The sequence below is a fragment of the Lentzea sp. NPDC004789 genome, assembly GCF_053601075.1.
On the sequence record NZ_JBSGBE010000011.1, the window covers coordinates 43,248 to 66,895 of the forward strand.

16 protein-coding genes are annotated in these 23,648 nt (G+C 71.7%); 9 read left to right on the forward strand and 7 right to left on the reverse strand.

All coding sequences use genetic code 11. From position 1 onward, the window contains the following. The first annotated feature begins 15 nt into the window (after positions 1–15). Genes ACWEIJ_RS24635 through ACWEIJ_RS24650 form a run of 4 tightly spaced genes read left to right on the forward strand, consistent with a single transcriptional unit; the run spans position 16 to position 8,542 of the window. Positions 16–1,131 carry a DUF58 domain-containing protein gene (locus ACWEIJ_RS24635; protein ID WP_449839578.1) on the forward strand — a complete coding sequence of 372 codons (1,116 nt, stop codon included), beginning with the start codon at positions 16–18 and terminating at the stop codon, positions 1,129–1,131. Beyond that, the gene (locus ACWEIJ_RS24640) at positions 1,128–3,359 is read left to right on the forward strand and encodes a DUF3488 and transglutaminase-like domain-containing protein (protein ID WP_449839579.1); all 2,232 of its coding nucleotides are present in this window, start codon (positions 1,128–1,130) and stop codon (positions 3,357–3,359) included. Before ACWEIJ_RS24635 ends, ACWEIJ_RS24640 begins: the two co-directional genes overlap by 4 nt. Continuing rightward, the gene (locus ACWEIJ_RS24645; RefSeq protein WP_449839580.1) at positions 3,356–5,935 is read left to right on the forward strand and encodes a PKD domain-containing protein; all 2,580 of its coding nucleotides are present in this window, start codon (positions 3,356–3,358) and stop codon (positions 5,933–5,935) included. The genes ACWEIJ_RS24640 and ACWEIJ_RS24645 overlap by 4 nt, the downstream gene beginning before the upstream one ends. Before the next feature lie 3 nt (positions 5,936–5,938). Then, positions 5,939–8,542 carry a PKD domain-containing protein gene (locus ACWEIJ_RS24650; RefSeq protein WP_449839581.1) on the forward strand — a complete coding sequence of 868 codons (2,604 nt, stop codon included), beginning with the start codon at positions 5,939–5,941 and terminating at the stop codon, positions 8,540–8,542. 12 nt (positions 8,543–8,554) lie between these two features. Here ACWEIJ_RS24650 and ACWEIJ_RS24655 read toward each other — a convergent pair whose 3' ends face one another. The 3 genes from ACWEIJ_RS24655 to ACWEIJ_RS24665 are packed head-to-tail and all read right to left on the reverse strand — an operon-like array spanning position 8,555 to position 11,573. Next, positions 8,555–9,928 carry a toll/interleukin-1 receptor domain-containing protein gene (locus ACWEIJ_RS24655; protein WP_449839582.1) on the reverse strand — a complete coding sequence of 458 codons (1,374 nt, stop codon included), beginning with the start codon at positions 9,926–9,928 and terminating at the stop codon, positions 8,555–8,557. 51 nt (positions 9,929–9,979) lie between these two features. Next, complete coding sequence (locus ACWEIJ_RS24660) at positions 9,980–10,747, reverse strand: class I SAM-dependent methyltransferase (RefSeq protein WP_449839583.1); 768 nt, start codon at positions 10,745–10,747, stop codon at positions 9,980–9,982. Positions 10,748–10,787: 40 nt separating this feature from the next. Then, the gene (locus ACWEIJ_RS24665; RefSeq protein WP_449839584.1) at positions 10,788–11,573 is read right to left on the reverse strand and encodes an SDR family oxidoreductase; all 786 of its coding nucleotides are present in this window, start codon (positions 11,571–11,573) and stop codon (positions 10,788–10,790) included. Between the two features lie 95 nt (positions 11,574–11,668). Here ACWEIJ_RS24665 and ACWEIJ_RS24670 point away from each other — a divergent pair, with 95 nt between their 5' ends. After that, entirely contained in the window at positions 11,669–12,085 is a 417-nt protein-coding gene (locus ACWEIJ_RS24670) for a DUF3592 domain-containing protein (RefSeq protein ID WP_449839585.1), read from the forward strand. Here ACWEIJ_RS24670 and ACWEIJ_RS24675 read toward each other — a convergent pair. Then, positions 12,051–13,274, reverse strand: coding sequence for an amidohydrolase family protein (locus tag ACWEIJ_RS24675; protein WP_449839586.1), 1,224 nt, complete (start codon positions 13,272–13,274; stop codon positions 12,051–12,053). The two genes, ACWEIJ_RS24670 and ACWEIJ_RS24675, sit on opposite strands and share 35 nt — an antisense overlap. Before the next feature lie 62 nt (positions 13,275–13,336). On the opposite strand from ACWEIJ_RS24675, the gene ACWEIJ_RS24680 reads away from it, so the two are divergent. Beyond that, positions 13,337–13,825, forward strand: coding sequence for a MarR family winged helix-turn-helix transcriptional regulator (locus ACWEIJ_RS24680; RefSeq protein ID WP_449839587.1), 489 nt, complete (start codon positions 13,337–13,339; stop codon positions 13,823–13,825). Here the strand turns inward: ACWEIJ_RS24680 and ACWEIJ_RS24685 are convergent. The 3 genes from ACWEIJ_RS24685 to ACWEIJ_RS24695 all read right to left on the reverse strand — a co-directional run bounded on the left by ACWEIJ_RS24685 (position 13,822) and on the right by ACWEIJ_RS24695 (position 17,785). After that, a complete protein-coding gene (locus tag ACWEIJ_RS24685) occupies positions 13,822–14,493 on the reverse strand; it encodes a phosphoribosylformylglycinamidine synthase subunit PurQ (RefSeq protein ID WP_449839588.1) in 672 nt (223 codons plus the stop codon). The genes ACWEIJ_RS24680 and ACWEIJ_RS24685 overlap by 4 nt on opposite strands. Next, complete coding sequence (locus tag ACWEIJ_RS24690; RefSeq protein WP_449839589.1) at positions 14,490–17,264, reverse strand: AIR synthase-related protein; 2,775 nt, start codon at positions 17,262–17,264, stop codon at positions 14,490–14,492. Before ACWEIJ_RS24690 ends, ACWEIJ_RS24685 begins: the two co-directional genes overlap by 4 nt. A 143-nt stretch (positions 17,265–17,407) precedes the next feature. After that, positions 17,408–17,785, reverse strand: coding sequence for a hypothetical protein (locus ACWEIJ_RS24695; RefSeq protein ID WP_449839590.1), 378 nt, complete (start codon positions 17,783–17,785; stop codon positions 17,408–17,410). Between the two features lie 60 nt (positions 17,786–17,845). Between ACWEIJ_RS24695 and ACWEIJ_RS24700 the strand changes: the two genes are divergently transcribed. From ACWEIJ_RS24700 to ACWEIJ_RS24710, 3 genes are read left to right on the forward strand one after another with little or no spacing between them, the layout of a single operon-like run. Continuing rightward, positions 17,846–21,253: a penicillin-binding transpeptidase domain-containing protein gene (locus ACWEIJ_RS24700; RefSeq protein WP_449839591.1), complete on the forward strand. Its 3,408-nt coding sequence runs from the start codon at positions 17,846–17,848 to the stop codon at positions 21,251–21,253. Beyond that, entirely contained in the window at positions 21,250–23,346 is a 2,097-nt protein-coding gene (locus ACWEIJ_RS24705; RefSeq protein WP_449839592.1) for a hypothetical protein, read from the forward strand. Before ACWEIJ_RS24700 ends, ACWEIJ_RS24705 begins: the two co-directional genes overlap by 4 nt. A 4-nt stretch (positions 23,347–23,350) precedes the next feature. Continuing rightward, positions 23,351–23,638, forward strand: a complete 288-nt coding sequence (locus ACWEIJ_RS24710) for a hypothetical protein (RefSeq protein WP_355439324.1) — start codon at positions 23,351–23,353, stop codon at positions 23,636–23,638. Positions 23,639–23,648 lie beyond the last annotated feature (10 nt).

The window sequence follows — 23,648 nt, forward strand, 5'->3', positions numbered from 1 at the left end:
AGGTCCGGAGCGTGGATGACGGCTGCCGCCGCGGGTCTGCTCGCCCTGGGCGCCTGGACGGACTACCCGGAACTGGTGACGCTCGGACTCGCCGCGGCGGGCACCCTGCTGATGGCCGCGGCCTGGCTGGTGGCGGCGCCCCGGCTCACGGTGGTGCGGGAGATCCGGCCGAGACGCGTGTTCGAGGGCAGTGCCGCCCAGGGCACGCTCACCGTGACGAACGTGGGCAGGCGCGGCAGCCCGCCGCTGGTGGTGACCGAGACGGTGGGCGGCCACCGCACCACCGTCACGGTCCCCGCGCTGACGGCCGGCCACAGCTGCACGGTCGGCTACCCGCTGCCGGTCGCACGACGCGGCCGGTATCTCATTCCGCCGGTGGTGCTCGGGCACTCCGACCCGCTGCGCCTGCTGCACCGCGGCCGTGCGGCCGGAGGCGAGCTGGTCGTGCACGTCTACCCGCGCGTGCACCTGCTGGCCACGATCGCGACCGGCGGGCCGCAGGACACGGAAGGCCAGACGACCAGCAGCGCTCCGCTCGGCGGCGTGGCGTTCCACAGCCTGCGGGAGTACGCGCCCGGTGACGACTGGCGACGCATCCATTGGGGCGCGACGGCTCGCACCGGCACGGTGATGACACGTCACGTGGTGGTGCCCGACGAGCCGCGCCAGCTGGTCGTGCTGGACACCAGCTCCGCGCCCTACCGCGGCTCGCTGTTCGAGGACGCGGTGCGGGTCGCCGCGTCGTTCTGCGTCGCGGCCGAACGGTCCGGGCTGCCACTGCGGCTGCGCACCACCGGCGGGGCCGAACGGGAGTCCGGCGGCACCGCACTGGAGTTCCTGTCCACTGTGGACACGAACGGCACTGATCGCGGGCTCGCCGCGACCGCGGACCTGGTGCGGGACGTGGTCTCCGACACCCAGGGCGTCGCGCTCACCATCGTGACCGGCCACGTCGACAACGGGGTCGCGCAGCTGCTGATGTCGTTGCGCCCCAGGTTCCTCTCGGTCAGCCTCGCCCAGCTGGTCCCGCCGGACGCCGCGGTGCCGCCGAGGCCGCGCGGTGTGCTCGTGGTCGCCGCACCGAGCAGCGAGCAGTTCGCGACCAACTGGAACCGGCTGGTGCTGCGATGAGCCGGCGGCGGTTCACGCCCGGCGGCCCGTCGGCCGAGGTGGTGCTCGCACTGGTGGCGTCCGCCGCCGGAACGTTGGTGTACCGAGGGTTCTTCGCCACCCACGACCACCTGCTTCCGCTGGTGCTCGCCTGCCTGGCCGGTGGTGTCTCTGCCGCGCTGGGACACCGGCGTGCGTGGGTGGCGGCGGTGCTGGCGGTCGCGGGGCTCGCCTGCGTCATGGTCTACGGCGTGTTCGGCGGCGACGCCTCCGCCGTGCTCGGCGGCGTGCGCGGCAGCTGGAACCGCCTGCTCACCGTGACGGCACCGGCCGACGCCTGGGCCGAACTGCTGGGGGCACCGGCATTGGTGGCGTGGGCAGCGGCGTTCTCGTCGGTTCTGCTCGTCCTGCTGACGCGCAACGCCCTGGCGCCACTCGCGCCGCCGCTGGGCGGCTTCCTGTTCGCCCTCCTGGTCGTCGGCAACCAGGCCGGGGAACACCTGCTCGCCACCGTCGTGTTCCTGGTCGCGGCACTGCTCCTCGTCGCGCTCCGCACGCACCGGCACACCGGCGCCGCCGCGGTCCGCGTCGAACGTCAGTCGTCCAAGCCGGTCGTCGCGCTCGTCGTCGTGGGTTCGGTGATCGCCGCCAGCGCCTTGTTCGGTGTGGCAGGCGGGCAGGTGCTCCCCCTCGCGTCCGGTGACCACCGGTTCGACCCGCGCGACGTGCTCGCGCCCGCGATCGAGAGCACCGACGCGCTCACCCCGCTGGGGCAGCTGAAGAAGCAGCTCAACGAGTCCCCGCCCCGCACGTTGTTCACCGTGCGGACGCCTCCCGGCACCGATTCGCGGATCGACAGGGTGCGCACCGCCGCGCTGGACGCGTTCGACGGCACCACGTGGACGTCGGACGACACCTATCGCGTGGCCGGCAGCCACCTCACCGCCGATCCCGAACTGGTCCACCGCAAGCAGGTGACGGTCCACGTCGAACTGAAGGAGTTCTCCGGCCCGCACCTGCCGGTCGTCGGCTGGCCGTCCCGGCTGGCCGTCTCCGGCGAGACCAAAGGCCGGTTCGGTTTCGATCCGGACTCCGGCGTGCTGGTGAGCACCGGCTCCGTCCCGCAAGGACTCAGCTACGACGTCACCGGTGAGATCTACGCGCAGGACCGCGATCTGGCGCAGGCGGCCACGGCGCCGACCCGCACTCCCCCGCTTCCCGCCGGTGTCCCGGAAGCGGCGCGTGCGCTGGCGGCAGCGGCTGTGCAACGGCCGGGGAAAACCCTTCCTCGCGAACGGCTCGGCTTCGTCGAGTCCGACCTGCAGCGAAGGCCTTACCGGATGAGCACACCGCCAGGGCATTCCTACGCCGCCATCGCCCGTGCCCTGGTGGAGGGGCAAGCGGGCGGCGGATACTCCGAGCAGTACGCCGCGGCGTTCGCGGTGATCGCCAGGATGTGGGGCTACCCGGTCAGGATCGCGGTCGGCTATCGCCTTCGGACCAGCAAGGACGGTGTCTTCCAGGTCACCACGGCCGACGCCCACGCGTGGCCCGAGGTGCACTTCGCCGGCTACGGCTGGGTCGAGTACGACCCCAGCGTTCCCACTGATTCGAGCGTGCCGAGTCCTCCGTCGGAAGCTCCCCGCGTGGTCCCGCCGCAACCGTCCCCGTCGGCCACCGCGCCGACGCTCACCCCGCCGACCTCCGCACAGCTCGCCGAGGCGCCGAGCGAGCAGGGGTTCCGCTGGAGCAACCTCCTCGACGGCACCTTCGTGCTGGTGCCGTCGGTGATCCTGCTCGTGCTGCTCGCCTGCGGGCTCGTGGTGCTCGGCAAAGCCCGTCGCCGCAGGCGCAGGCGCCGCGATCCCGACCACGCGGCGCGGGTGCTCGGCGCGTGGCACGAACAGCTCGACCGGCTGACCGAACGAGGCATCTCACCACCCGTGTCACTGACGTTCCACGAGGTGGCTGAGCACGTGCGCGGCAGCCTCGGCGACGCGGCGAAGCCGATCGCCACGACCGCGGCACTGGCCACCACGGCGATCTACGCGCCGGAGCGCCTCGACCGGCAGGCCGCCGGCCACGCCTGGGAGCTGGTGGCACGGCTCGACGCCGAGCTCTACCCGGGACGCATGTCCGCGGCACGCCTGCGCGCGGCACTGGATCCACGTCCGTTGTGGACGTCGTGGAACGTCGCGCGACGCCGGCGGCAGGCGAGGGAGAGCCTGGAAATGGGGCGATACCGATGAAACCGAGACACACCGGAGTCGCACTCGCCGCCGTCGGCGCGATCGTCGGGGCTGTTCTCGTGGTGGGGCCTGGTTATGAAGCCGCACGGGTGCGGATGTTCTCCGGCGCGGTCTGGCTGGCATCGGGCCGGGCCGGAGCGGCGACGCTGGTGGACGGCGCCTCCGCCGAGGTGAAGTCCCACGTACCGGTGGCCGGCCCGGGCACCGCGCTGACCGTGACCCATCACGACGGCGCCGCCTTCGTCCTGAACGCGAAGACGGGCGCGCTGAGCCGCATCGACAACGCCACCGAACAGGTCTCCCGGCCGTCGTCGGTTCTCCCCGCGAGCGACGGCCTGGTCGTGCTGCCCGCGCCGGACGGGCTGCGGGCGGTCGACGTCCACAGTGGAATGGCCGTCTCGGTCGACCCGGTCACGCTGGCCGCGGTGGGCGAACCGGAGCACCTGGCCGGCGGGCTCAGACGGGACGGTGTCGTGGTCGACGGCCAGGGCCGCGTCTGGGCGGTCGACGACACGACCGGCGATCTGGTCTGGTCGAGCAACGGACAACGGCGCACCCGTGCCACGGCGGCCGAGCACGGTCTTCTGGCGATCACGCAGGGCCGGCCCGTGCTGGTGGATCCCGGACACGGCACGGCCGAGCTGCTCGACCCCGAAACCGGTGCTGCCCGGAGCTCCCTGCGGCCGGATCTCCGCACGGGCGACGCGGTGGTCGTCAGCGGTTCCGCCGACCGGTCGCGGTTGTTGATCGCGGTCGCCTCCCGCGGCGAGCTGATCTCGTGCACGTTCGACACCGGCTCCTGCGCCGAGCCGGTGAAGGTCGGTTCCGCCGGGGCCGAGTTCGGCCCGCTGGCCGAGGTCGACGACCACGCGGTGGTGCCCGACCACTCGACCGGTCAGGTGACGATCGTCGACCTCGCCACGTCACGAGTGGTGGCCCAGCGCCGGCTGTTCGAGCAGCCGACCCCGTTCGAGCTGATCGCCCGCGACGGCATCGTCTTCTTCAACGACCCGGACGGCAACCAGGCCGGCGTGCTCGATCTGTGGGGCAAGGTCCGGACGATCACCAAGTACGCCGAGGACCGGTCCGCGGATCAGCCCTCACCGACACCCGGCCGGTCGACGCGGCCGGCCGACGTGAAGAAGGCGGGCAACGAGAAGTCCAGGACAGGGCTGGGCCTCCCCCGCCAGACCGGCCGGCCGGACCCGACCGCCCCGGGTCTTCCGGCGTCCATCGTGGTCGAACCGGGCAACCGCGGTGAGGCAGGCGACGAGTTCGAGCTGACCATGGTGCTCCGGTCCGACGCCAAGGCCACCACCCGGTGGTCGTTCGGCGACGGAACCGGCGCGTCCGGCTCCTCGGTCCGGCACAGCTGGTCCGCGCCGGGCGTCTTCACGGTCCGCGCGACCGCCACCTCCGACACCGGAGAACGGGCTGAGGCCGAGACCACGGTGACCGTCGACCCGGCGGGCGCCCCGCCGCAGATCACCGCGATCGGCATCCGCAGGCCCAGACCGGTGATCGGCGAGTCGGTGCACTTCAGCGCCGACACCACCCGCGAGCCCGACAGGTGGGAGTGGACGGTCACCAGGCGCGGCCGGACAGCACCCGAGGTGACCGCCGGGACGGCCGAGTTCGACCACAGGTTCGCCACGCCCGGCCACTACACCGTCACGCTCACGGTGGCCAAGGGGTCCCGGATCGCGCAGTCCTCCCAGCAGCTCACCGTGGGCAAGGGCTCGGTCAAGGCCTGGGGCAACAACAACCTCTTCCACCAGCTGGAGGTCCCGGAGGAAGCCGGGAGCGGCGTGATCGCGATCGACGGGGCGGACGGTCACGCGCTGGCGTTGAAGGCGGACGGCCGGGTGATCGCCTGGGGCCGGTACCAGAGCGAGCAGCCGGTGACGGTGCCTCCGGAGGCGTCGAGCGGAGTGATCGCGATCTCGGCCATGGGCCAGCACAACCTGGTGCTGAAGGCCGACGGCTCCGTCATCGGCTGGGGCAACTTCGAGGAGGACTCGTACGTGCCGCCAGAGGCTCGGCACGGGGTGGTCGCCATCGCCGCCGGGCTGGCGCACAGCCTGGCGTTGAAGACCGACGGCTCCGTCATCAGCTGGGGCATCGATGCCGTGAACGTGCCCGCGGAGGCCCGGCACGGAGTGGTCGCCATCGCCGCCGGCCAGTCCCAAAGCCTGGCGTTGAAGGCCGACGGCTCCATCATCGCCTGGGGCTGGGACCCCCAATCGGTACCGACGCCGCCCACTGTCACGGGTGGTGTGCGCGCTCTTGCCATAGGAATGAGCGTCGGCCTGGCGTTGAGGAACGACGGCTCGGTGATCAGCTGGGGGAGCAGGAAGTCCAAGGTGTACCGGGTACCGGAGGAAGCGATGAGCGGCGTCGTCGCGGTGGACTACGGCTACGAACACGCCCTGGCGCTGAAGGCGGACGGCACGGTCATCGGCTGGGGTGACGTCGGCAGCGAGACGGAGGTGGCGCCGCCCGAGTACGACCACGGCGTGCTGTCCATCGCGGCCGGCGCGTTGTTCAGCCTGGTCGTGCTGGAAGAGATCGACTGACCGATGAGATCACTGACCCGACGTACGCGGCTCCTGACCGCCCTCGCCGCCGTCACCGTGACCGCCGCGGCCGTTCTCGTGGTGGGGCCCGGCTATCACGCCTCGCAGGTGCGCATGCGCTCCGGCACGGTCTGGCTGGCGTCCGGCCAGACCGGCGAGGCGACCCTGGTGGACGGCGCCGCCGCCGAGGTGAGCGCCCACGTGCCGGTCGCAGGGCCGGGCGCGGCGTTGACCGTCGCTCAACGGGGCGGCTCAGCCGTTGTGCTCGACCGGAGAACCGGCCGGTTGAGCACGGTCGACAGCGCCACCGAACGGGTCACCCCGGCGGTGCCGGCCCTTCCGGCGAGCGATGGACTGGTCGTGCTGCCCGCTCCGGACGCGCTGCACGTGGTCGATGTCCACAGTGGAATGACGGCTGTGTTCGACCCCGCGACCCTGGCGGCCAGGGGCGAACCGCGGCGCCTGGCGGGGGCGATCAGGCCGGGCAACGTCGCGCTCGACGGTCGTGGCCGGTTGTGGGCGATCGACGACACGACCGGTGACCTGGTCTGGCTGAGCGGTGGACAGCGACGGACTCGTTCCGCCGCGGCGAAGCGCGGTCACCTGACGATCGTCGACGGCAGTCCGGCGGTGGTGGATCCCGACCGCGGCACGGCCGAACTGCTCGACCCCGAGACCGGTGCGGTCGCGCGGTCGGTACGGCTTGACGTGCGTGCCGACGACACGACGGTGATCGGAGCGGCTGCCGGCCGGGCGAGGGTGCTCATCGCGACCGGCAGCCGCGGCGAGCTGGTCTCCTGCGAGTTCGACACCGGCTGCACCGGGCCTGTCCAGGTCAGTTCCGCGGGCGCCGAGCTCGCGGCACCGGTCGAGGCCGGCAACCACGCGGTGGTGCCCGACCACTCGACCGGTCAGGTCACGATCGTCGACCTCGCCACGTCACGAGTGGTGGCCCAGCGCCGGCTGTTCGAGCAGCCGACCCCGTTCGAGCTGATCGCCCGCGACGGCATCGTCTTCTTCAACGACCCGAACAGCAACGTCGCCGGGGTGCTGGACCTGGCGGGGAACGTCCGGACGGTCACCAAATACACGCAAGGCCCTGTCGCCGGCGACGTACCTCCCACCGCCGACCCCCGCAGGCAGGCGGACCCGCTGACGAAGATCGACCACCGCGAGCAGACACCTGGCCTCGGGCTTCCCGGCCGGACGAACCGGCCGTTCCCGCCGGAGCCACCCACGACGAGGCCGACCGCGTCCATCGTGGTCACCCCTGGCGTCCACGGCGTGGTCGGTGACGAGTTCGAGCTGACGATGGTGCTGCAGCCCGCCACCCCGGCTTCGACCAGCTGGTCGTTCGGCGACACCACCGGCGCGGAGGCGGTGTCCACCGTCCGCCACCGATGGCAGCGACCGGGCACCTTCACCGTCAGCGCCACCGCCACCCTCGGCGGTGGCCGCACCGTGCGGTCGGAGGTCGCGGTGACCGTCGCCGAGCCGGGGGCGCCGCCGAGCATCACCCGGATCGACGTCCTGCGGCCGCGTCCGGTGGTGGGCGAGTCCGTGCACTTCAGCGCCGAGAGCACCAGAGACCTCGACAGGTGGGCGTGGACGGTGACCAAGGAGGGTGAGCCGGCGCCCGAGGTCACCGCGCAGACACCCGAGTTCGACCACGCGTTCAGCACGCCGGGCATCTACAGCGTCACGCTCACCGTCGCGAAAGGCGCTCTGACCGCGCAGTTCTCGCGGCAGTTCACCGTCGCGCGAGGCGCGGTCAAGATCTGGGGCGGCAGCCCTGCCGACTCCGGTCTGACCGTTCCACCGGCGGCCTCCAGCGGCGTGATCGCCATCGCCGCCGGCCCCGGCCATGCGCTTGCGTTGAAGTCGAACGGCTCCGTCATCGCCTGGGGCCCCGAGTGGAACGATGCCGTGCGCGTGCCTGCAGAAGCGCTGAGCGGAGTGGTCGCGATCGCCGCGGGTGCCCAGCACAGCCTGGCCTTGAAATCCGACGGTTCCGTCATCGCCTGGGGCACCGACTTCGAAACAATCCTGGACGTCCCGGCCGCGGCCAAGCACGACGTGATCGCGATCGCCGCCGGACTCACGCACAGCTTGGCGTTGAAGAAGGACGGCAGTGTGATCGCCTGGGGCGTGCTGTGGGGAGGACCTGACAAGTGGGTGCCCGCCCCGGCCCTCACCGATGCCGTCGCCATCGCGGCGGGGGTGACGCACAGCATGGCGGTGAGAGCGGACGGCACCGTTGTCGTCTGGGGTGACTTCACCGACTTCAACTGCGACCGCGAGACGCCTGTGCGCAACGTGCGTGCCGTCGCCGCCGGGTGGGGATCGTGCCTGGCGCTGCTGGCTGACGGCTCGACCACGGCATGGGGCTTGAACTTCCGAGATCAGCTCTCCATCCCGGCCGCGGCGAGAAGTGATGTCGCCGCGATGGACACCTTCAAGTGGCACACCCTGGCGTTGAAGACGGACGGTTCGGTGGTCGGCTGGGGGGACAACGAGTGGGGGCAGGCCTCGGTGCCACCGCAGTACAGCAAGGGCGCGCTGGCCGTGGCCGCGGGTGAGGATTTCAGCATGGTCCTGCTGGAGTGATCCGGCTGTCCGCTACGAGTAGCGGGCTCGGGTGGCCTGGCGCAGCTCGCGCCACGCCGCGGCCACCTGACCGGGATCACCACCGAACGCGCCGGCCCGCAGCAGTGCGGAGTCGGCGTCGAGACGGGCGATGTTGCGCTCGTAGATCACGTCACCGACCTGGTCGAGGTGCACGGCGAACTCGCCGAGCGAGGAGAACGCGCCGTCGTGCAGCTCCAGCAGGCTGCGCAGGAACTCGTAGTCCGCGAACGCCCACTCGAACGCGCTGCCGTCGACGACGTTGAAGAACACCCTGCTCAACACCAGCCTCAGTTGCACGCTCAACGCCTGGTGCGGTGGTGCGCCCGCCCACGACGGGAGGGCTGCCGCGTGCCGCGGGTCGACGACGTTGCGCAACGCCAGCGCGCGCAGGGCCGGGGTCGCCCGCTCGTCAGGAGTTCGGCACAGCAGGCGGTGCAGGAGGTCCTCGCGGCCCGAGGCCACGGCGGCCACGCCGATCACGTAGACCAGCAGCAACGCCGGGTAGGCCGCGGCGTTGACCCAGACGTCGTGTGCGGCGCGGTCGCGCGGGGCGGGGCGCAGGAAGCGTTCGACCAGGGCGGTCCACAGGTCGTCGTGGCGGCGGTCGCCGGAGCGGACGCCGATGGCGACCAGGCGCAGCAGCGGGGCCAGGTCGTGTTCGTAGCCGGTGAGCCGTTTTTCCAGCTCGGCGGGGAGTTCGTGGACGTCCAGGTGGCCGGTGGCCGGGTAGCGCTGCTCGGTCAGCAGGTCGAGGACCGCGGACGCGGCGGCCTGGACGCGGTCGGTCACGGTCTGACCCACCGGTTCGGCCAGTGCCTGCCGGAACTCGGTGACCGGGCTGCGCAGCTCGCCCTCGGCGGGGCGGTCCGCGCGCGGGTGCGGGGTGGGCTTCGCGGCCACCAGTTCCGGGACCAGCTCGACCAGTTCGTCCACCAGGCGCGGCAGGTCGAGGTCGTCGCTGCGGTGGTGGATGCGCAGGTACTGGCAGCGGGCGAGGCGTTTCAGCGCGTCCGGCAGGTCGGCCTCGGTGAGCGGGGCGATGCCGTCCATCAGCACCGGGATGACCCGCAGGCCGCACTGGAACGCCTCGGTGATCTCGCGCCGCACCCAGTCGTCGGCCTTGTCGAGCCGGCGGGCGCCCTCGCGGTCGAGGGCGCCCACCCACCTCGGGCCGATGAGCGCGAGCAGCACCTCGCACCGGCGCAGGCCGCTCAGGATCTCGCGGGAGAAGTCCTCGCCGAGGCGGATCGACTGGCTCGCGTAGAAGACCTGGCCGGCTCCGAAGCGCGCGCTCAACTCCCGTTTGACCAGGGCAGCAGCCCACTCACCGTCTCCGGTGCGGTAGTTGACGAACACGCCAGGCATCGCTCATAGCCTCTCATGGTGAGCTGTGGCCTGGAGATTACTGATCGCCGTTCAGCTGCTCCGGTAGACCTCGGTGATCTCCCGGATCTCGCCGGCCAGACGTTGCTGGAGCTGGTCGAGGAACCTGGTGTTGCGCACGATCTTCGTGCGCCGCAGCAGCGGCCGCTTCACGTCGCGCCGGAACACCGAGACGCAGTCGGAGAAGTCCTCACCGCCCCACGGGATGAGCTCCTGCGCCACGCACCGCAGCCCGGCCGCCTCCGCGTACCGCCGGAACTTCGCCGCCGACATGGTCGGCGCGCGCCAGTGCTCGTTGCCGACGGTGAGCTCGCCGGTCCTGGCGTCGCGGTACTCGTCGATGTTGGAGTGGTGGAACACGCCGGTGCCGCCGGGCCGCAGCTTGCGCCCGAGCTGCGCGAGGTAGGACTCCAGCACGTCGTCCTCGGCGTGGACCAGCGAGTCCCAGCTGAACACGAAGTCGATCGAGTCGTCGGCGATCATGTCGAGCGACTTGCCGTCGTTGACGTGGTAGTCGATGTGGTCGTGGCCCGCGAACCGCTCCTTGCACGCGTCGATGCACGGCTGCGCGAGGTCGACCAGCGTCAGCTTCTCACTGGCCGGCACGAGGAACTGCGTGGCGCGGCCGAACCCCGGCGCGATCTCCAGGGTGTGCGCGGACGGCAGGAACGGGCTGATCCTCGGCTGCAGGAACCACGCCCACATGGCCTGCGTGCCGCCGAAGCCCTCGGACCACTCGTCGCCCTTGTCGGTCCAGTCGTAGTTCGCCCATCTGCTGTGGTTCTCTTCAACGCTCGGCATGCCGCCCCCAGGTTCGAAGTTCCCTCAAGTGCGCAGGAGACTAGCGGTTCAGCCGGGCGACCTTGCCGTCGAAACACCGGTTCAGCACCGGCGCCAGCACGCCGCCGAACCTGGCCAGCACCTTCATGCTCAGGTCCGGGCAGATGAGGAACCTCCGCTTCTCGATCCCGGCCACGATCGCCCGCGCGACCACCGCGGCGGGCAGCGGCTTCACCGTGCCGCTGATCGCGAACGTCTCGGCGGGCTTGAACCGGTTCTCCTCCGCCAGCTGCGGCGTGTCCACGTCCGGTGGGAACACCACGCCCACGTGGATCCCGTGTGGCCGCAGCTCCGCCCGCAGCGACTCCATCAGGCCCCGCACCGCGAACTTCGCCGGCCCGTAGGCGCTGTAGCCGTAGATTCCCAGCAGGGCCGTCGCGGACGACACCGCCACCACGCTGCCGCTGCCGCGCTCCACCATGGCCGGCACCGCCGCGCGCAGCACGTGCACCGTGCCGAAGTAGTCGACCTCGATCATCTCCCGGAAGACCTCGCCGGGCAGCTCCAGGAACCGGCCGGGCCGCGCCAGCCCCGCGCAGCTGATCAGCACGTCGCACGGCCCCAGCTCCCCCATCACCTCCCCGACGGCCACCGCGTCCGCCACGTCGACCACGCGGAAGTCCACAGCGGACCCTTCGGCGCGCAGCTTCTCCGCCGCCGTCCTCAGCCGGTCCTCGCCCCGCGCGAGCAACGACAACCGCGCGCCGCGGGCCGCCAGCAGTTCCGCGGTCGCCAGGCCGATGCCGCTGGAGCCGCCGGTGATGATCACGTGCTTGCCGGTGAACATCGGCCCAGCGTGGCGGGGAGCGGTCTGGCCGTCCAGACGCCGAACTGTCACATTCGGCGCCGATACGACGATGTCGCAGGCGAGGGAGGACTCACGTGGCGAAGTCAGTCAAGTCGAGGACCGGCCGGATCGTGGCGGGAATCGTGCTGGTGGGGGCGATCACCGGGCTGGTGCTGGTGATCAGGTCGTCGGCCGAGCAGAAGTCCTGGGCCAGTGCCGAGGGGACCGTGCGGGAACGGCTGCGGTCGGGCAAGAGCTTCTCGGTCCGGGTCGAGTACCCGCTGCCGGACGGCACGAAGCAGGTCGCGACCCTGTCGGAGAACGGCCCGGCCCGCAACCCCGGCGACCGCGTGACCGTCCGCTACGACCTGGAGAACGGCCGGGTCGTCGACGCGGCGCTGGCCGACAACGACCAGGCGCACTGGGTGGCGGGCGGCATGCTGGGCGTCCTCGCCCTCGGCGCTCTCTTCCTGAGCTTCATCGCGTGGGCGCCGAAGCCGCGAGACGACTGACCAGGCTCGCCGCCGCCCTCCGAACCGGACCGGCCACGTCCTGGCGCCGCACCTCGGCACCGCCCACGAACACCCGCTCGACGTTGCCGGGATGCGCCGCCGTGACGACGGCGGCGACCGGGTCGTGCGTGCCGACGAGGTTGATGTCGTTGGCGCGCAACACGACCAGGTCCGCGTGCTTGCCCGCGCCGAGCGACCCGACCCGGTCGGCCATCCCGGCCGCCGCGGCACCCTCGACGGTCGCCATCCGCAGCACGTCGGCCGGTGTGACGTGCACGCCCTCGCTCAGGTGCGCCGACAGCAGGGTCGCGCGCATGACCGAGAACATGTCCCCCGCCACCACTGTGACGCTGTCCGCGGCGAGTCCGGTCAGGACGCCCAGACCGCGCGTGCGGCGCACCATCGGTCCACCGTGGCCCATCCGCGCCTCCAGGGCGGGCGCGATCGACACACCGGCACCGGCCTCGGCCACCAGCTTGAGCTCGTCGTCGGGGAGTCCGTTGCCGTGCACGAAGGTGATGCCCGAGTGCAGCAGCCCGCGGTCGCGCAGCACCGACATCGGCCGTTCCTGCCCGGCGAGGTGGACCATCAGCCGCAGCCCGAGCGACCGGGCGATCTCCCACGTCGCCTCGACGTCGGCCAGGCCGGCGAACGACGGCCCCATCGGGGCCAGCGCGACCTCGACGGTGCCACCCGCCAGCCCCGCGCCCCGTGCCACGTCCTCGGGCACCATCGCCGCCGCCAGCGGCTGCCCGTAGCCGAACAGCGCCCGCACGCCCGACGCGCGCAGGCCCCGCACCGCCGCCTCCGCGTGCTCGAAGGTCGGCGAGAACGAGAAGTCCAGCACCGTGGTGACACCGGAGGCGAGGCACTCCAGGCCGCCGGCGAGCGTGCCGATCTCCAGGTCCTCCGGTGTGACCACGCGTTGCGCCGGTCGCAGCAGCTCGTCCAGGTACTCCGTCAACGTCATGTCGGCGCAGAACGACCGCACGAGCACCTGCCACAGGTGCCGGTGCGTGTCGACGAACCCCGGCAGCACGATCCGGTCCGTGCAGTCGATCACCTCGGCCGCGGTCAGCCCCTTCCCCACCGCGGCGATCCGGCCGTCCGAGACCAGCACGTCCGTGCCCGGTAAGACCGCGACCGGGTCCGTGTCGATCACCAGCGCGTTGCGCAGCACGAAGTCCACGACATCTCCCTCACTCGAAAGCTTTCTCAAAAGCTATCACGGTGTGCAATAGCCTTCGACCTGTGACGGATCGAGTGGACGACCTGATGACGAAGTGGCGGGCGGAGCTGCCGGAGGTGCTCGTGCCCAGCACGGAACTCGGCAAGCGCGTGATGCTGCTCGCCGCCGCCCTCGGCGAGGCCACCCGCGTCACGGTGCACGGGTTCGACCTGACCGGCGCGGACTTCGACGTGCTCGCCGCCCTGCGCCGCAACGGCAAGCCCTACCGCCTCAAGGCGAACGAGCTCAGCCGGGCGTTGCTGCTGTCGACCGGCGGTACCAGCAACGTCGTCAACCGGCTGGCGAGCCGCGGCCTGGTCGAGCGCGAACCCGACCAGACCGACGGCCGCAGCACCTACGTGCGGCTCACCCCGCGCGGCAGGTCACTCGCCGAGGAGGTGACGCTCGCGAACACCAAGGCCCACGAGAAGATCCTCGGCGGCATCCCGGCGGGCCTGCTGGAGCAGGCCACCGCCGTGATGCGCGAGGTCTGGAAACACCTGCCGGACTAACGAACCGCGCGGACGCCGTTCTCGAAGAACGCGAGCCGCACCTCGGGGTCGACCGCCCGCTCGGGGTGGTCCATCAGCCCGAACGACAGCCCGTCCAGGCTCGTGACGCCCGCGATGTCCGCGAACGAACCGTCCGGGTTGGACTCCTTCTCGTAGCGCAGCGCCACGCGGTACTCCGCGGGCGCCGTGCTGTCGGGGTGGAACCGGCCCTCGCCGTGCGCGCACGGGAAGACGAGGGTCTGACCGCCGAGGCCGGCCAGCCACGGGCTGTCGTTGTCCTCGTCGACGACGTGCCGCTGGTGCTCCTCGTTGCGGAACGTGCCGGAGCTGTTCACCTTCAGCCCGACCTTGCCGAAGCAGCCGCCGCGCACCGCGATCTGGAACCCGTTGCAGATGCCGATCAACGGCCGGGTGCGGCACGTCTCGAACTGCTCGGCCAGGTGGCTGCGCAGCAACGCGCCCGCCACCGCACCCGCGCCGAGGTGGTCGCCGAACGAGAACCCGCCGGGAATGCACAGGATGTCGGCGTCGTCGAGCCGCTCGTCACCCGCCAGCAGGTCGGCGGCGAACCGCAGCCGCGGGGTCGCGCCGACCGCCGCGAACGCCGCGACGGTCTCCTCCTGGCAGTTGGTGCCGGGCAGGTACAGGACGTTGACGGTCGGCTTCATGCGATCCTCGCCGTGAACGAGTTGAGCCAGCCGTCGCGCGCGGCCGGGGTGAACAGGTCGGTGCCGTCGAGCAGGATGCCGGCGCCGGGCACGAGCGTGCCGAGCACGACCGGGTTGAGCTCAGCGGGCAGGCGGCCGACGTCGTCAGCGCCGACCTCGACGACCGCGCCGACGCGGTGCTCGGCGAAGAGCGACTCGGTGCTGCCGGACTCCAGCCGCACGCCGATGCCGCTCGCCAGCACGCCCTGGGCGAGCGAGGCCGCGACGCCACCGGCGCCGATGCGGGCACCGCTGCGCAGCAGGTCCCTGCTCGCCGCCAGCGCGGTCAGGTAACCATCCACATCGGACAGAGACAGCTCGTCCAGCGCACCGCCGGGCAGCCCCAGCTTGCGCGCGGCGACCGTGCCGACCGGTGACGGAGTGGACAGTCCGATGTGGACCAGCACGTTGTCCCGCGCGGTCCACTGCTCGCGCAGCAGGCCGTCGCGGTGCGGCACCTTGCCCAGCGCGGTCAGGAACACCGCGGGCGGCACGCTGACCAGGCCCTCGTCGGTGTGCACCGAACCGGCGGAGGAGTCCTTGCCGGAGATCAGCGGCACGCCGAAGTGGCGGACCAGCACGGCCAGCTCGTCGACCATGCCGACGAGCCACTCGCGCCAGTTCTCCGACAGGTGCGGGGTGTAGAAGTTGTCGCACATGCAGATGTCGTGCACCGCGACGCCCGCGAGCACCTGGCCCGCGAGCAGCGAGCAGAACATCTGCCGCGTCGCGGCGACCGGGTCGGCCTCGAACATCCACGGGTTGAACGCGGTGTTCAGCACGGCCGCGGCGGGCGAACCGGCGACCGGTGTGCCGGCCCAGTAGGCCGTGCGGACCGGGTGCTCGGTGCCGTAGTGCGGGCCGTAGAAGGTGTTGCCCTGCACGGTGGAGTCGTACTGTGAGTCCGCGTAGTGCTGTGACGCCACCTCCGCGTCGCTCACGACCTGCTCCAGCAGCCCGGCGAGCTCCGCGGGTGCCAGCGCCGGCCACTCCGGCACGCCGGACGGGCGCGGCGGCGGACCCACCTCCTGCCGTTCGACCTCGATGTCGAGCAGGTCGTACGACACGTCGAAGCCGATCTCGCCCTGGTGCGCGGGCACTTCGAGCGGCGGCGCGGCGAGCAGGGCCTCCTCGGTCAGGTCCGGGGCGTGGAACACGTGGTAACGACCCGTGTCCGCGAACCGGCCGATGGCCGTCGACCGCACCATGTGCTTGTCGAGGATCTTCTTCGCCCGCTCCTGGTGCTCCTGCGGCACGGCCAGCAGCATGCGTTCCTGCGACTCCGACAGCAGGATCCGCCACATCGGCAGCGCCGCGGTCTTCAACGGCACGAGCGCCGTGTTGATCCACACGCCGCACGCCTCGCCGATCTCACCGACGGCGCTGTTCAGGCCCGCGCCACCGACGTCGGTCAGCGCGCGCAGGCAGCCCTCCTCGCGCAGCTCGATCAGCGCCTTGCGGAACTTCACCTGCTCCAGCGGCGCGCCGATCTGCACCGACGCCGTGTCCATCGTCGCGCCCGCGGAGCTCGCGGAGGCGCCGTGGATGCCCTCGTTTCCGGTCAGCCCGCCGATCAGCACGACCAGGTCGCCCGGCTGCGGGGTGCCGCGCTGCGCCGCCGACACCGGCAGCAGGCCGATGCTGCCGCCGAGCGCGAACGGCTTGGCGCGGTAGGCCGGGTGGAACGTCATGCGCGACGACATCATCGGCACGCCGAACGTGTTGCCGTACTCCTTGATCGCCCTGATCGTCTCGCCGGCGAGCCTGCGCGCGTCCGGCCTGCCCTTGATCGGCGCGGGCGCCTCCGGCTCACCGATCGCGGTGTACTCGAAGCTGCCGATCGGGTCGGCGCTCAGGCCGGTGCCGAGGATGTCGCGCAGCACGCCGCCCAGCTTGGTCAGCTGTCCGAAGTAGCCGGAGATCGCCGACGGCCCGTTGTGCGTCTCGGCCTTGATCGCGATGGCGTGACCGTCGTAGAAGTCCCAGACGCCCGCGTTGTCGTGGAACATGCTCAGCACGTTCGGGTTCGCCACGTCCTTGGCGGCCGAGACGAGCCGGCCGAGCAGGCCGCCCAGCGACTTCCACGTGGTGTGCGCGCAGTGGTCGCTCCAGCGCGCGTCCAGGGCCTCCAGCAGCACGTCGGTGACGAACTCGTCGCCGAGGGTCTGCTGGACGTGCTGCACGTGCTTCATCTGGGCGAGCGAGAGGTTGCGGCCACCGGCCACGCCCAGCTCGGCGAGCGCGGCGTCGTCGAGACCGCGCAGGTCGTAGCGCACGGCCGACTCGTAGTGGCCCTGCGGCACGAGCGTGTCGTACTCGGGCTCGGCGTCGTGCAGCTCCTCGATCGTCGCGTTGAACCGCGTCGAGACGACCAGCTCGCGCAACCGCGGTGAGGCGGACTTGTAGCTCGTCGCGACCTTGCCGGCCCGGGCCTTCACGCCGAGCAGCGCGCACACGGTGATGATCGAGTCGCTTTCGTTGTCGACCACGCCGCGCTTGTAGGCGACCTGCACGGCGCCTGCCTCCAGCGGCTGGTCCACGGTGACCTCGACGTCGAGCTGGTCACCGAGCACCGCGGCGACCTCGGTCAGCGCGGCGGGCTCCGGCGCGCCCTCGAACTCGACGTAGTAGTCACGCCACACCTCGAGGTCGTCGAGCTCCCACGACCGGCCGAGCTCACGGATGTCGGGTTCCGCGCTGCCCGCGGAACGCACCGAGAACTTGTGGATCAACAATCCTCCTGGACCTCGACGGTGGCGTCACCGGAGATTGTCCTCAATGGCGGCCGGGCTCGTGGAAGTACCCCAGTGGTGGACACGATCGGGAATCGCCTGATGACGGACAGTGACTGCCGTCGCGGAGGGCCGGCCGGCGATCAGACAGGTTTTCCGACACCGAACACCATTGCGGCCGACTGCGCGCGGCCAACCTCACCGCAAAAGGCCGAAAAAGAAGGACAAAAGCTGGCCACATCTCCGCATGACCAGCTTTTGTCATTTGTTCGCCCTGCGGCCCGCCCGAAGAAGCTCGAACCCGGAATCGATCGGACGCCTATGGAATTTGTCGTCACGACCAGCGCTTTCATCACCCGGAACGCGAGTGGAACAACGCTTATCGAGCACTTGACGCAGGGTGTTACGACTCCAAACGGGTGAACAAAAATATTCGCCACGACCGTAACGCGTGTCCAGTCGGCGCCGATCAGCAGTTCGATGCGGCCGAAGAAAGCCCCACCACGGAGTGCGACGCCCACTTCTCGCATCGGTGATTGCCTTTGTTCACCCGGCACCGGAATCGGAGGGCTGCGGCGGCGATGAGTAACGGCCTCTCCGCGTACTGGTCGATGTTCTTCGGCGGAATCGACGGTTTCAGCCGGTCGTTCATCCTCATCGGGCTGATGCTCGCCATCGGCAACGCGCTGCGGTTCCTGACGAACCGCCCGTCCGCGGCCATCGGCGCGCACGACGCGCCTGACCCGTCGCCGCACATCGCTTTGCCGGGGGTGCTGCTGCGCGGCGGCGCACCGAGCCTGTGGTGGCCGTTCGTGCTGGTGTGGCTGGGTTTCCTGCTCGGGTCCGGGTTGCGGACCACGCACTGGACGCTCGCCGTCCTGATCCTCGTGCTGATCGCGGTGGGGTTCGGCCTGCACCTGCTGAAGGCCGCGCACGGCCGCCGCGGGGAGGCGCTCGTGTCCGGGCCCGCCTTGGCGGTGCTGCTGACCACGGGCGTGCTCGTCCTCTTCGGACTGTTGCTCACCGTGCGGCTGGAGGTCGTGCGCGACCCGGCCGTCGGCTTTCGCGGTGCTCTCGCGGGCAGCGCGCCCACCGACGCGCTGACCAAGGCGATCCTGCCCGCGGCGGCGCTCGCCCTGGTGCTGGTGCTGCTGGCGTTCAAGGTGCGGCCCGGCAAGATCAAGCCCGAGCGGCCGCGGCACGACCTGTGGCACGCGGCCGGACTGCTCGTGGTGTTCGTCCTGTTCGCCGCGCCGCTCGCGGGCGACGGGCAGCTGAAGATCGCCGGCATCGCGACGCCCGAGTTCGGCAAGATCGTCTACGTCGCGGTGCTCGCGATGATGCTGGCCGACCACGCGGTCGGGTTCCGGATCGAGCGCAGGCGGCTGCGGGACTCGCTGGACGACGTGACGCACGCGATCAGGGCGCGGCGGCACCTGCTCTACCCGTTCGTGCTGTTCGGCATGGTCGGCGTGGCGAGCACGCTCAAGTCCGACATCGGTCCGCTGATCCCGGTGTTCGCGGCCACCGTGGCGATGGTGTGGCTCGCGGTGCGCTCCGAGGTGACGCAGACGCTCGACGTGAGCCGGCAGCGCGGCACGGCGCGCACGGCGGCGGTCGTGCGCAACACGTGGAAGTTCACCCGCCCGATGCTCGTGCCGCTGCTGGCGCTCGCGGCGGTGGGTTTCCTCGTCATGCTGACCACCTCGTACATCACGACGCGGTGGGAGACCCAGCGCAACCCGTGGGTCTACAACTGGGCGCAGTCCTGCACCGACGTCACCGGCCCCGGTCAGCCGCCCGTGGTGCCCGCGGGCACCACGGCGTGCCAGGAGACGATGGCCGGCGAGCACTCCAGCGTGCACTCGCAGATCGCGCAGTCGCTCGCGACGATCGCGGACGGCGGCCTGTGGGGACGCGGCCTCACCGACACGACGTCCGGCACGCTGCCCGCCGGCAGCTCGGACCTCGTGCTCGCGGTGATCTGGAGCAAGCTCGGCGGTGTCGTCGTGGTGCTGCTCAGCGCACTGCTGGCGGTGCTGGCGGCGGCGCTCGCCCGGCTGTCCCGCACGACCGGCAAGCCGGCGTCGCCGGAACGGCTGTTCATCGGCGGGCTCGCCGGGATGATCCTCGCGCAGTTCCTGTTCGTGCTGGCCGCCACGGTCAACGCCGTGCCGCACTCGGGCATCACGGCACCGTTCCTGTCCTACGGCGTGCAGTCCACGGTCGCGCTCGGCATCGGCGTGATCGTCGCGGTGCTGCTGCACTACCGCGGCGAACCGCGGCCGGTCGCCGCCGCACCGTCGTCCCGGCTCACCTTCTCCGGCTCGCTGCTGACCTTCCTCACGTGCGTGATGCTCGCGTGGGGCGTGACGGTCTGGCCCTACACCGGTCTCGCGGAGAACCGCCCGTTCTGCGCCACGACCGCCGCCGTGGTCAGGGCCGCGGAGTGCTCGACGGACCGGATCGCACAACAGCGCACCTCCGTGCAGCTCGTCATCGGCGGCCGGGCGCAGTACCAGCGGCAGGGCGCCGCCCCCACCTGGACGCCGGTGGACCAGCCCCAGGTCGACCTGGCCGACCTCGCCGGGATCGTCGACGGCACCGCGCTCGGCGACGCGCTGTCGACCGGAGCCGGCACGTCGCTCGCGAGCAGGCTCGGCCCGCCGGCGGACGCGGCACCGGGCGCGGTCGAGCTGTCGGTCGACCCGAAGATCCAGCAGGCGATGGCGGCGGCGGTGCGCACCGGGCCGGGCAAGCTCGCGGGCGGGCTCGTCGTGCTGGACGCGGCCACCGGGCACGTGCTCGCGGCGGCCAGCGCCCCGACCGAGACGGCGCGGGCCACCACCCCGGCCCCGCTCACCCAGGAGACCGAGGACTTCCTCAAGTCGCACCAGGACTACTTCCACCGCGGGCCCGACGGGTCGCCGGACGAGACGCGCAGGTGCGATCCCGGGGACGTGACCGCACAGGACCGCGCGGACTGCGTGCGCTGGGGCCTGCGCGCGGCGACTACACCGTCCACAGAGGACAGGACCGTGCTGAGCGAGTACGTCGACGGGCGGACGGACGTGCGGCCGCCCAGTCCCGGGGTCAACCGGGCGTTCGGCAAGCGGTACGGCCTCGGCTCGACGTTCAAGGTGGTGGTCGCGGCGGCGTACCTGCGCCGGCCGAACACCGCCGCGACGGACCTGATCAGGGCTCCGCTGTCGGTCCCGGTCGGTGGCGGCAAGCAGATCCTCAACTACAACAGGGGCTACTGCGCCGGTACGACGCTGCCGCAGGAGACGATCACGCTCACCCAGGCGCTCGCCGTGTCGTGCAACACCGCGTTCGTCGAGCTGGCGAAGACCGTCGGGTGGAAGGCCGTCGAGGACACCGCGAAGGCGTTCGGGTTCGCGCAGCGGCAGCCGGAGGAGGGCACGGCGTGGCTCGCCGGCGTCACCGCGGGCCGGGACTCCGTCGTACCGCACGACCTCGCCGCCACCGACCTCGGCAACGAGGCGCTCGGCGGCGGCCAGGTCGAAGGCACGCCGCTGCAGATGGCGACGGTCCTGGCGGCGGTGGCCAACGCGGGCAAGGCGATCCAGCCGTCGCTCGTCACCTCCGTCACCGACGCGAACGGCGGCGAACGGCACCCGGTCGCCGGCGAGGTGCGCCAGGTGCTGACCCCGGCGCAGGCCGCGCAGCTGCAGCAGGCGCTGTCCGCCACGACCACGGACCGGACGGGCACCGCGTTCACCCTGGCCGCACCGGACGGCCGTGCGCTGTGGGTGAAGACCGGCACGCACGAGCTGGTCGAGGAAGGCGCGCCGCAGAGCCAGGAGTTCGTGCGGCAGATCGCGTGGGTCGTCGGCGCCTTCGTCACGCAGCAGGGGCCGGTGTCGTTCGCCGTCGCGGTCGAGACCAACGACGAGAAGGAGGGCGCCGCACGGGCCCGCCTGCTCGCCCAGCAGGCCATCGACAAGATCGTGGAGGTGCGCAGATGACCTCGGACATCGACCCCCGCTTCGAGGAGGCGGTGCGGATCGAGGCCACCACGAAGTTCCACGACTTCCTGGCGCGCCTGAAGGCTCCCGCCCCCGGCGGCCTGACCCTGGTCAAGATCAGGATCGGCACGGCGCGGGCGCTGTCGGACCCGGTGAAGGCGAAGATCCGCGAGTCGTTGCAGGACGTCCGCGCCGACCACCGCCACGTTCGCACCAGGGTCACGTTCACCGTCGACGAGACCGTGCCGCGCGGGCGCGAGGTGCGCTGCGACGCGGTGGAGGCGAGCCACGACGACTTCGCCGAGCCGCCACCGGAGTTCGACGACGACCGGTCCGAGCTGCTGGTGCTCAGCTGGGGCGCGGTGCGGTTCGAGTTCGTGCTCTCGGCGAGCCCGAAGTGGCTGCCGTTCGGCCGCCCGCACGCCAGGAACGACTACGGGCCGGGCGTGGTGCTGCCCCGCTCGATGCTGGCCGTGCCCTCCGGCCGGTTGCTGGACTTCCGCTTCCACGACGGGGAGCTGGAGCTGCGCCGGTTCCCGCACGGCGAGCACGTCGCCGTGAGCGCCGACGACCGGCTGCTGCTCGTCGGGCAGGAACCGCTCACCGCCGGCCGCCGGGGCCGGATCACCTTCACCGACGTCAGGACCGGGCACGAGTGCACGCTCGACTACGAGCTGCAGGACTGGCTCGTCGGCCAGCCGAGCGTGCCGGGCGAACCCGACCACCTGGACGGCTCGCCGCACCAGGCGATGCACCCGTCGGGACGGATCCTGCTGATCGAGCCGCCGCGCACCACGAACAAGCCGGAGGAACGGCTCTTCCCGGTGCCGTCGAGCAGCCCGGACCGCCCGATGCGGCACCTGGTCACCCAGGTGCTCTACTCCGAGGCGTCCGAAAAGGACAGACCGGGGAACCGCTGGCACGTCAAGATGTACCGCTGCGCGACACCGCAGCACGCCGGCCAGCTGCGCCGGTACCTGAACACGCAGGCGGTGCTCATCGAGCAGGTCAACGCGTCGGTCGGCGGCACCGCGCAGGCACCGCCGTGGGTGATCGCGCCGGTGCAGGTGCTGTCCGGCCGCACAGGCCTGACCGGGCCCGCGCAGCCGACGGACCTGCACATCCCGGAGCACGACGTGGTCTCGGACCCGGAGAACCGGCTGTCCGCGTGGTTCGGCGTCGCCGACCGGCCGCAGCCCGCGTGCTTCGTGCTCGTCGTGTCACCGCTGCTGACCCCGGTCGGCTGGCCGCTGTCGGACATGCGCACCTCCGCGCCAGGGGTGGAACAGCTGGCGGAGCTGCGCACGCTCGCGGTGGGCGTGGACGCCTGCCACGAACGCGACATCGCGCACTGCGACATCAAGCCCGCCAACGTCTGCCGCTACCTCACCGCCGACAACCGCAGCGGTTACGTGCTGATCGACGGCGACTCGGTGGCCCGTGCCACGGCCCAGCTGCCCGAGCTGCGGTTCAGCGCCGCCTACGCCTCGCCGGAGGTGCTCTACCAGCGGCACCGGATGCGGGCGCCCGGCCGTGAGGGCACCGAGGTCGACCTGCGCGAGCACGACAGGTTCGGCTTCGCGCTGGTGGTCCTCACCGCCGTCGCGGGCGCGGACCGGGTCACCCCGATGCTCACCCAGGACGACGACGGCCGGCGCACGATCGACTCGCCGGACGTGGTGGCCGGGGCGCTCGCCGCCTACTGGCCGCCGCACTGGCGCCCGTTCGCCGCGGAGCTCGCGGCACCGCTGCGGCCCAACGCGCTGGGCGGTGACGACTGGAGCGCGACCGCGTGGATCGACCGGCTGCACGCGCTCATCCCGGCACCTCCGTCCACAACGGACGGTCCACGGCCGGACGACGACCTGCCGCCGGTCGGCAGGCACGCGCGGCACGTCGACGAGATCCGCGCCGAGGCCAGGGCGGAGCTGGTCGGCTTCAAGACGCGGGTGCCCGCGGTCGCCGCGGCCGTCCGGCGGCACCAGCTGTCGGTGGCCAGGAACGCGTACTGGCGGGAGATCGCGGTGCGCGGGCTGCTGCCGCTGGCGGTGCCGTTGATCCTGCTCGCCGGTCTGCTGCTGGGAGGGAGGTGACGCCGTGCGCTACGAGGAGGTGCTGCCCGGTGCGTTGCGGGGTGCGGTGGAGCGGGTGTACCCGCCGATGGACTTCGACGAGTCGATCAGGCACGTGATCGGCGACTGGGTGCTCACGGAGGAGCCGACCGCGAGCCTCGCGCGCCGGGAGGCCGAACCGCACGTGCACACCTATCTGGAACGGGCGGCGGCGACCGGGGCCGCGCACGGCCGGGCGTTCAGCCGGAAGGTCCTGCTCCCGGTCACGGCGCTGCTGCTGGTGCTGTTCTTCGTCCTGCTGGCCCTGCTGTGAACGGAAACGA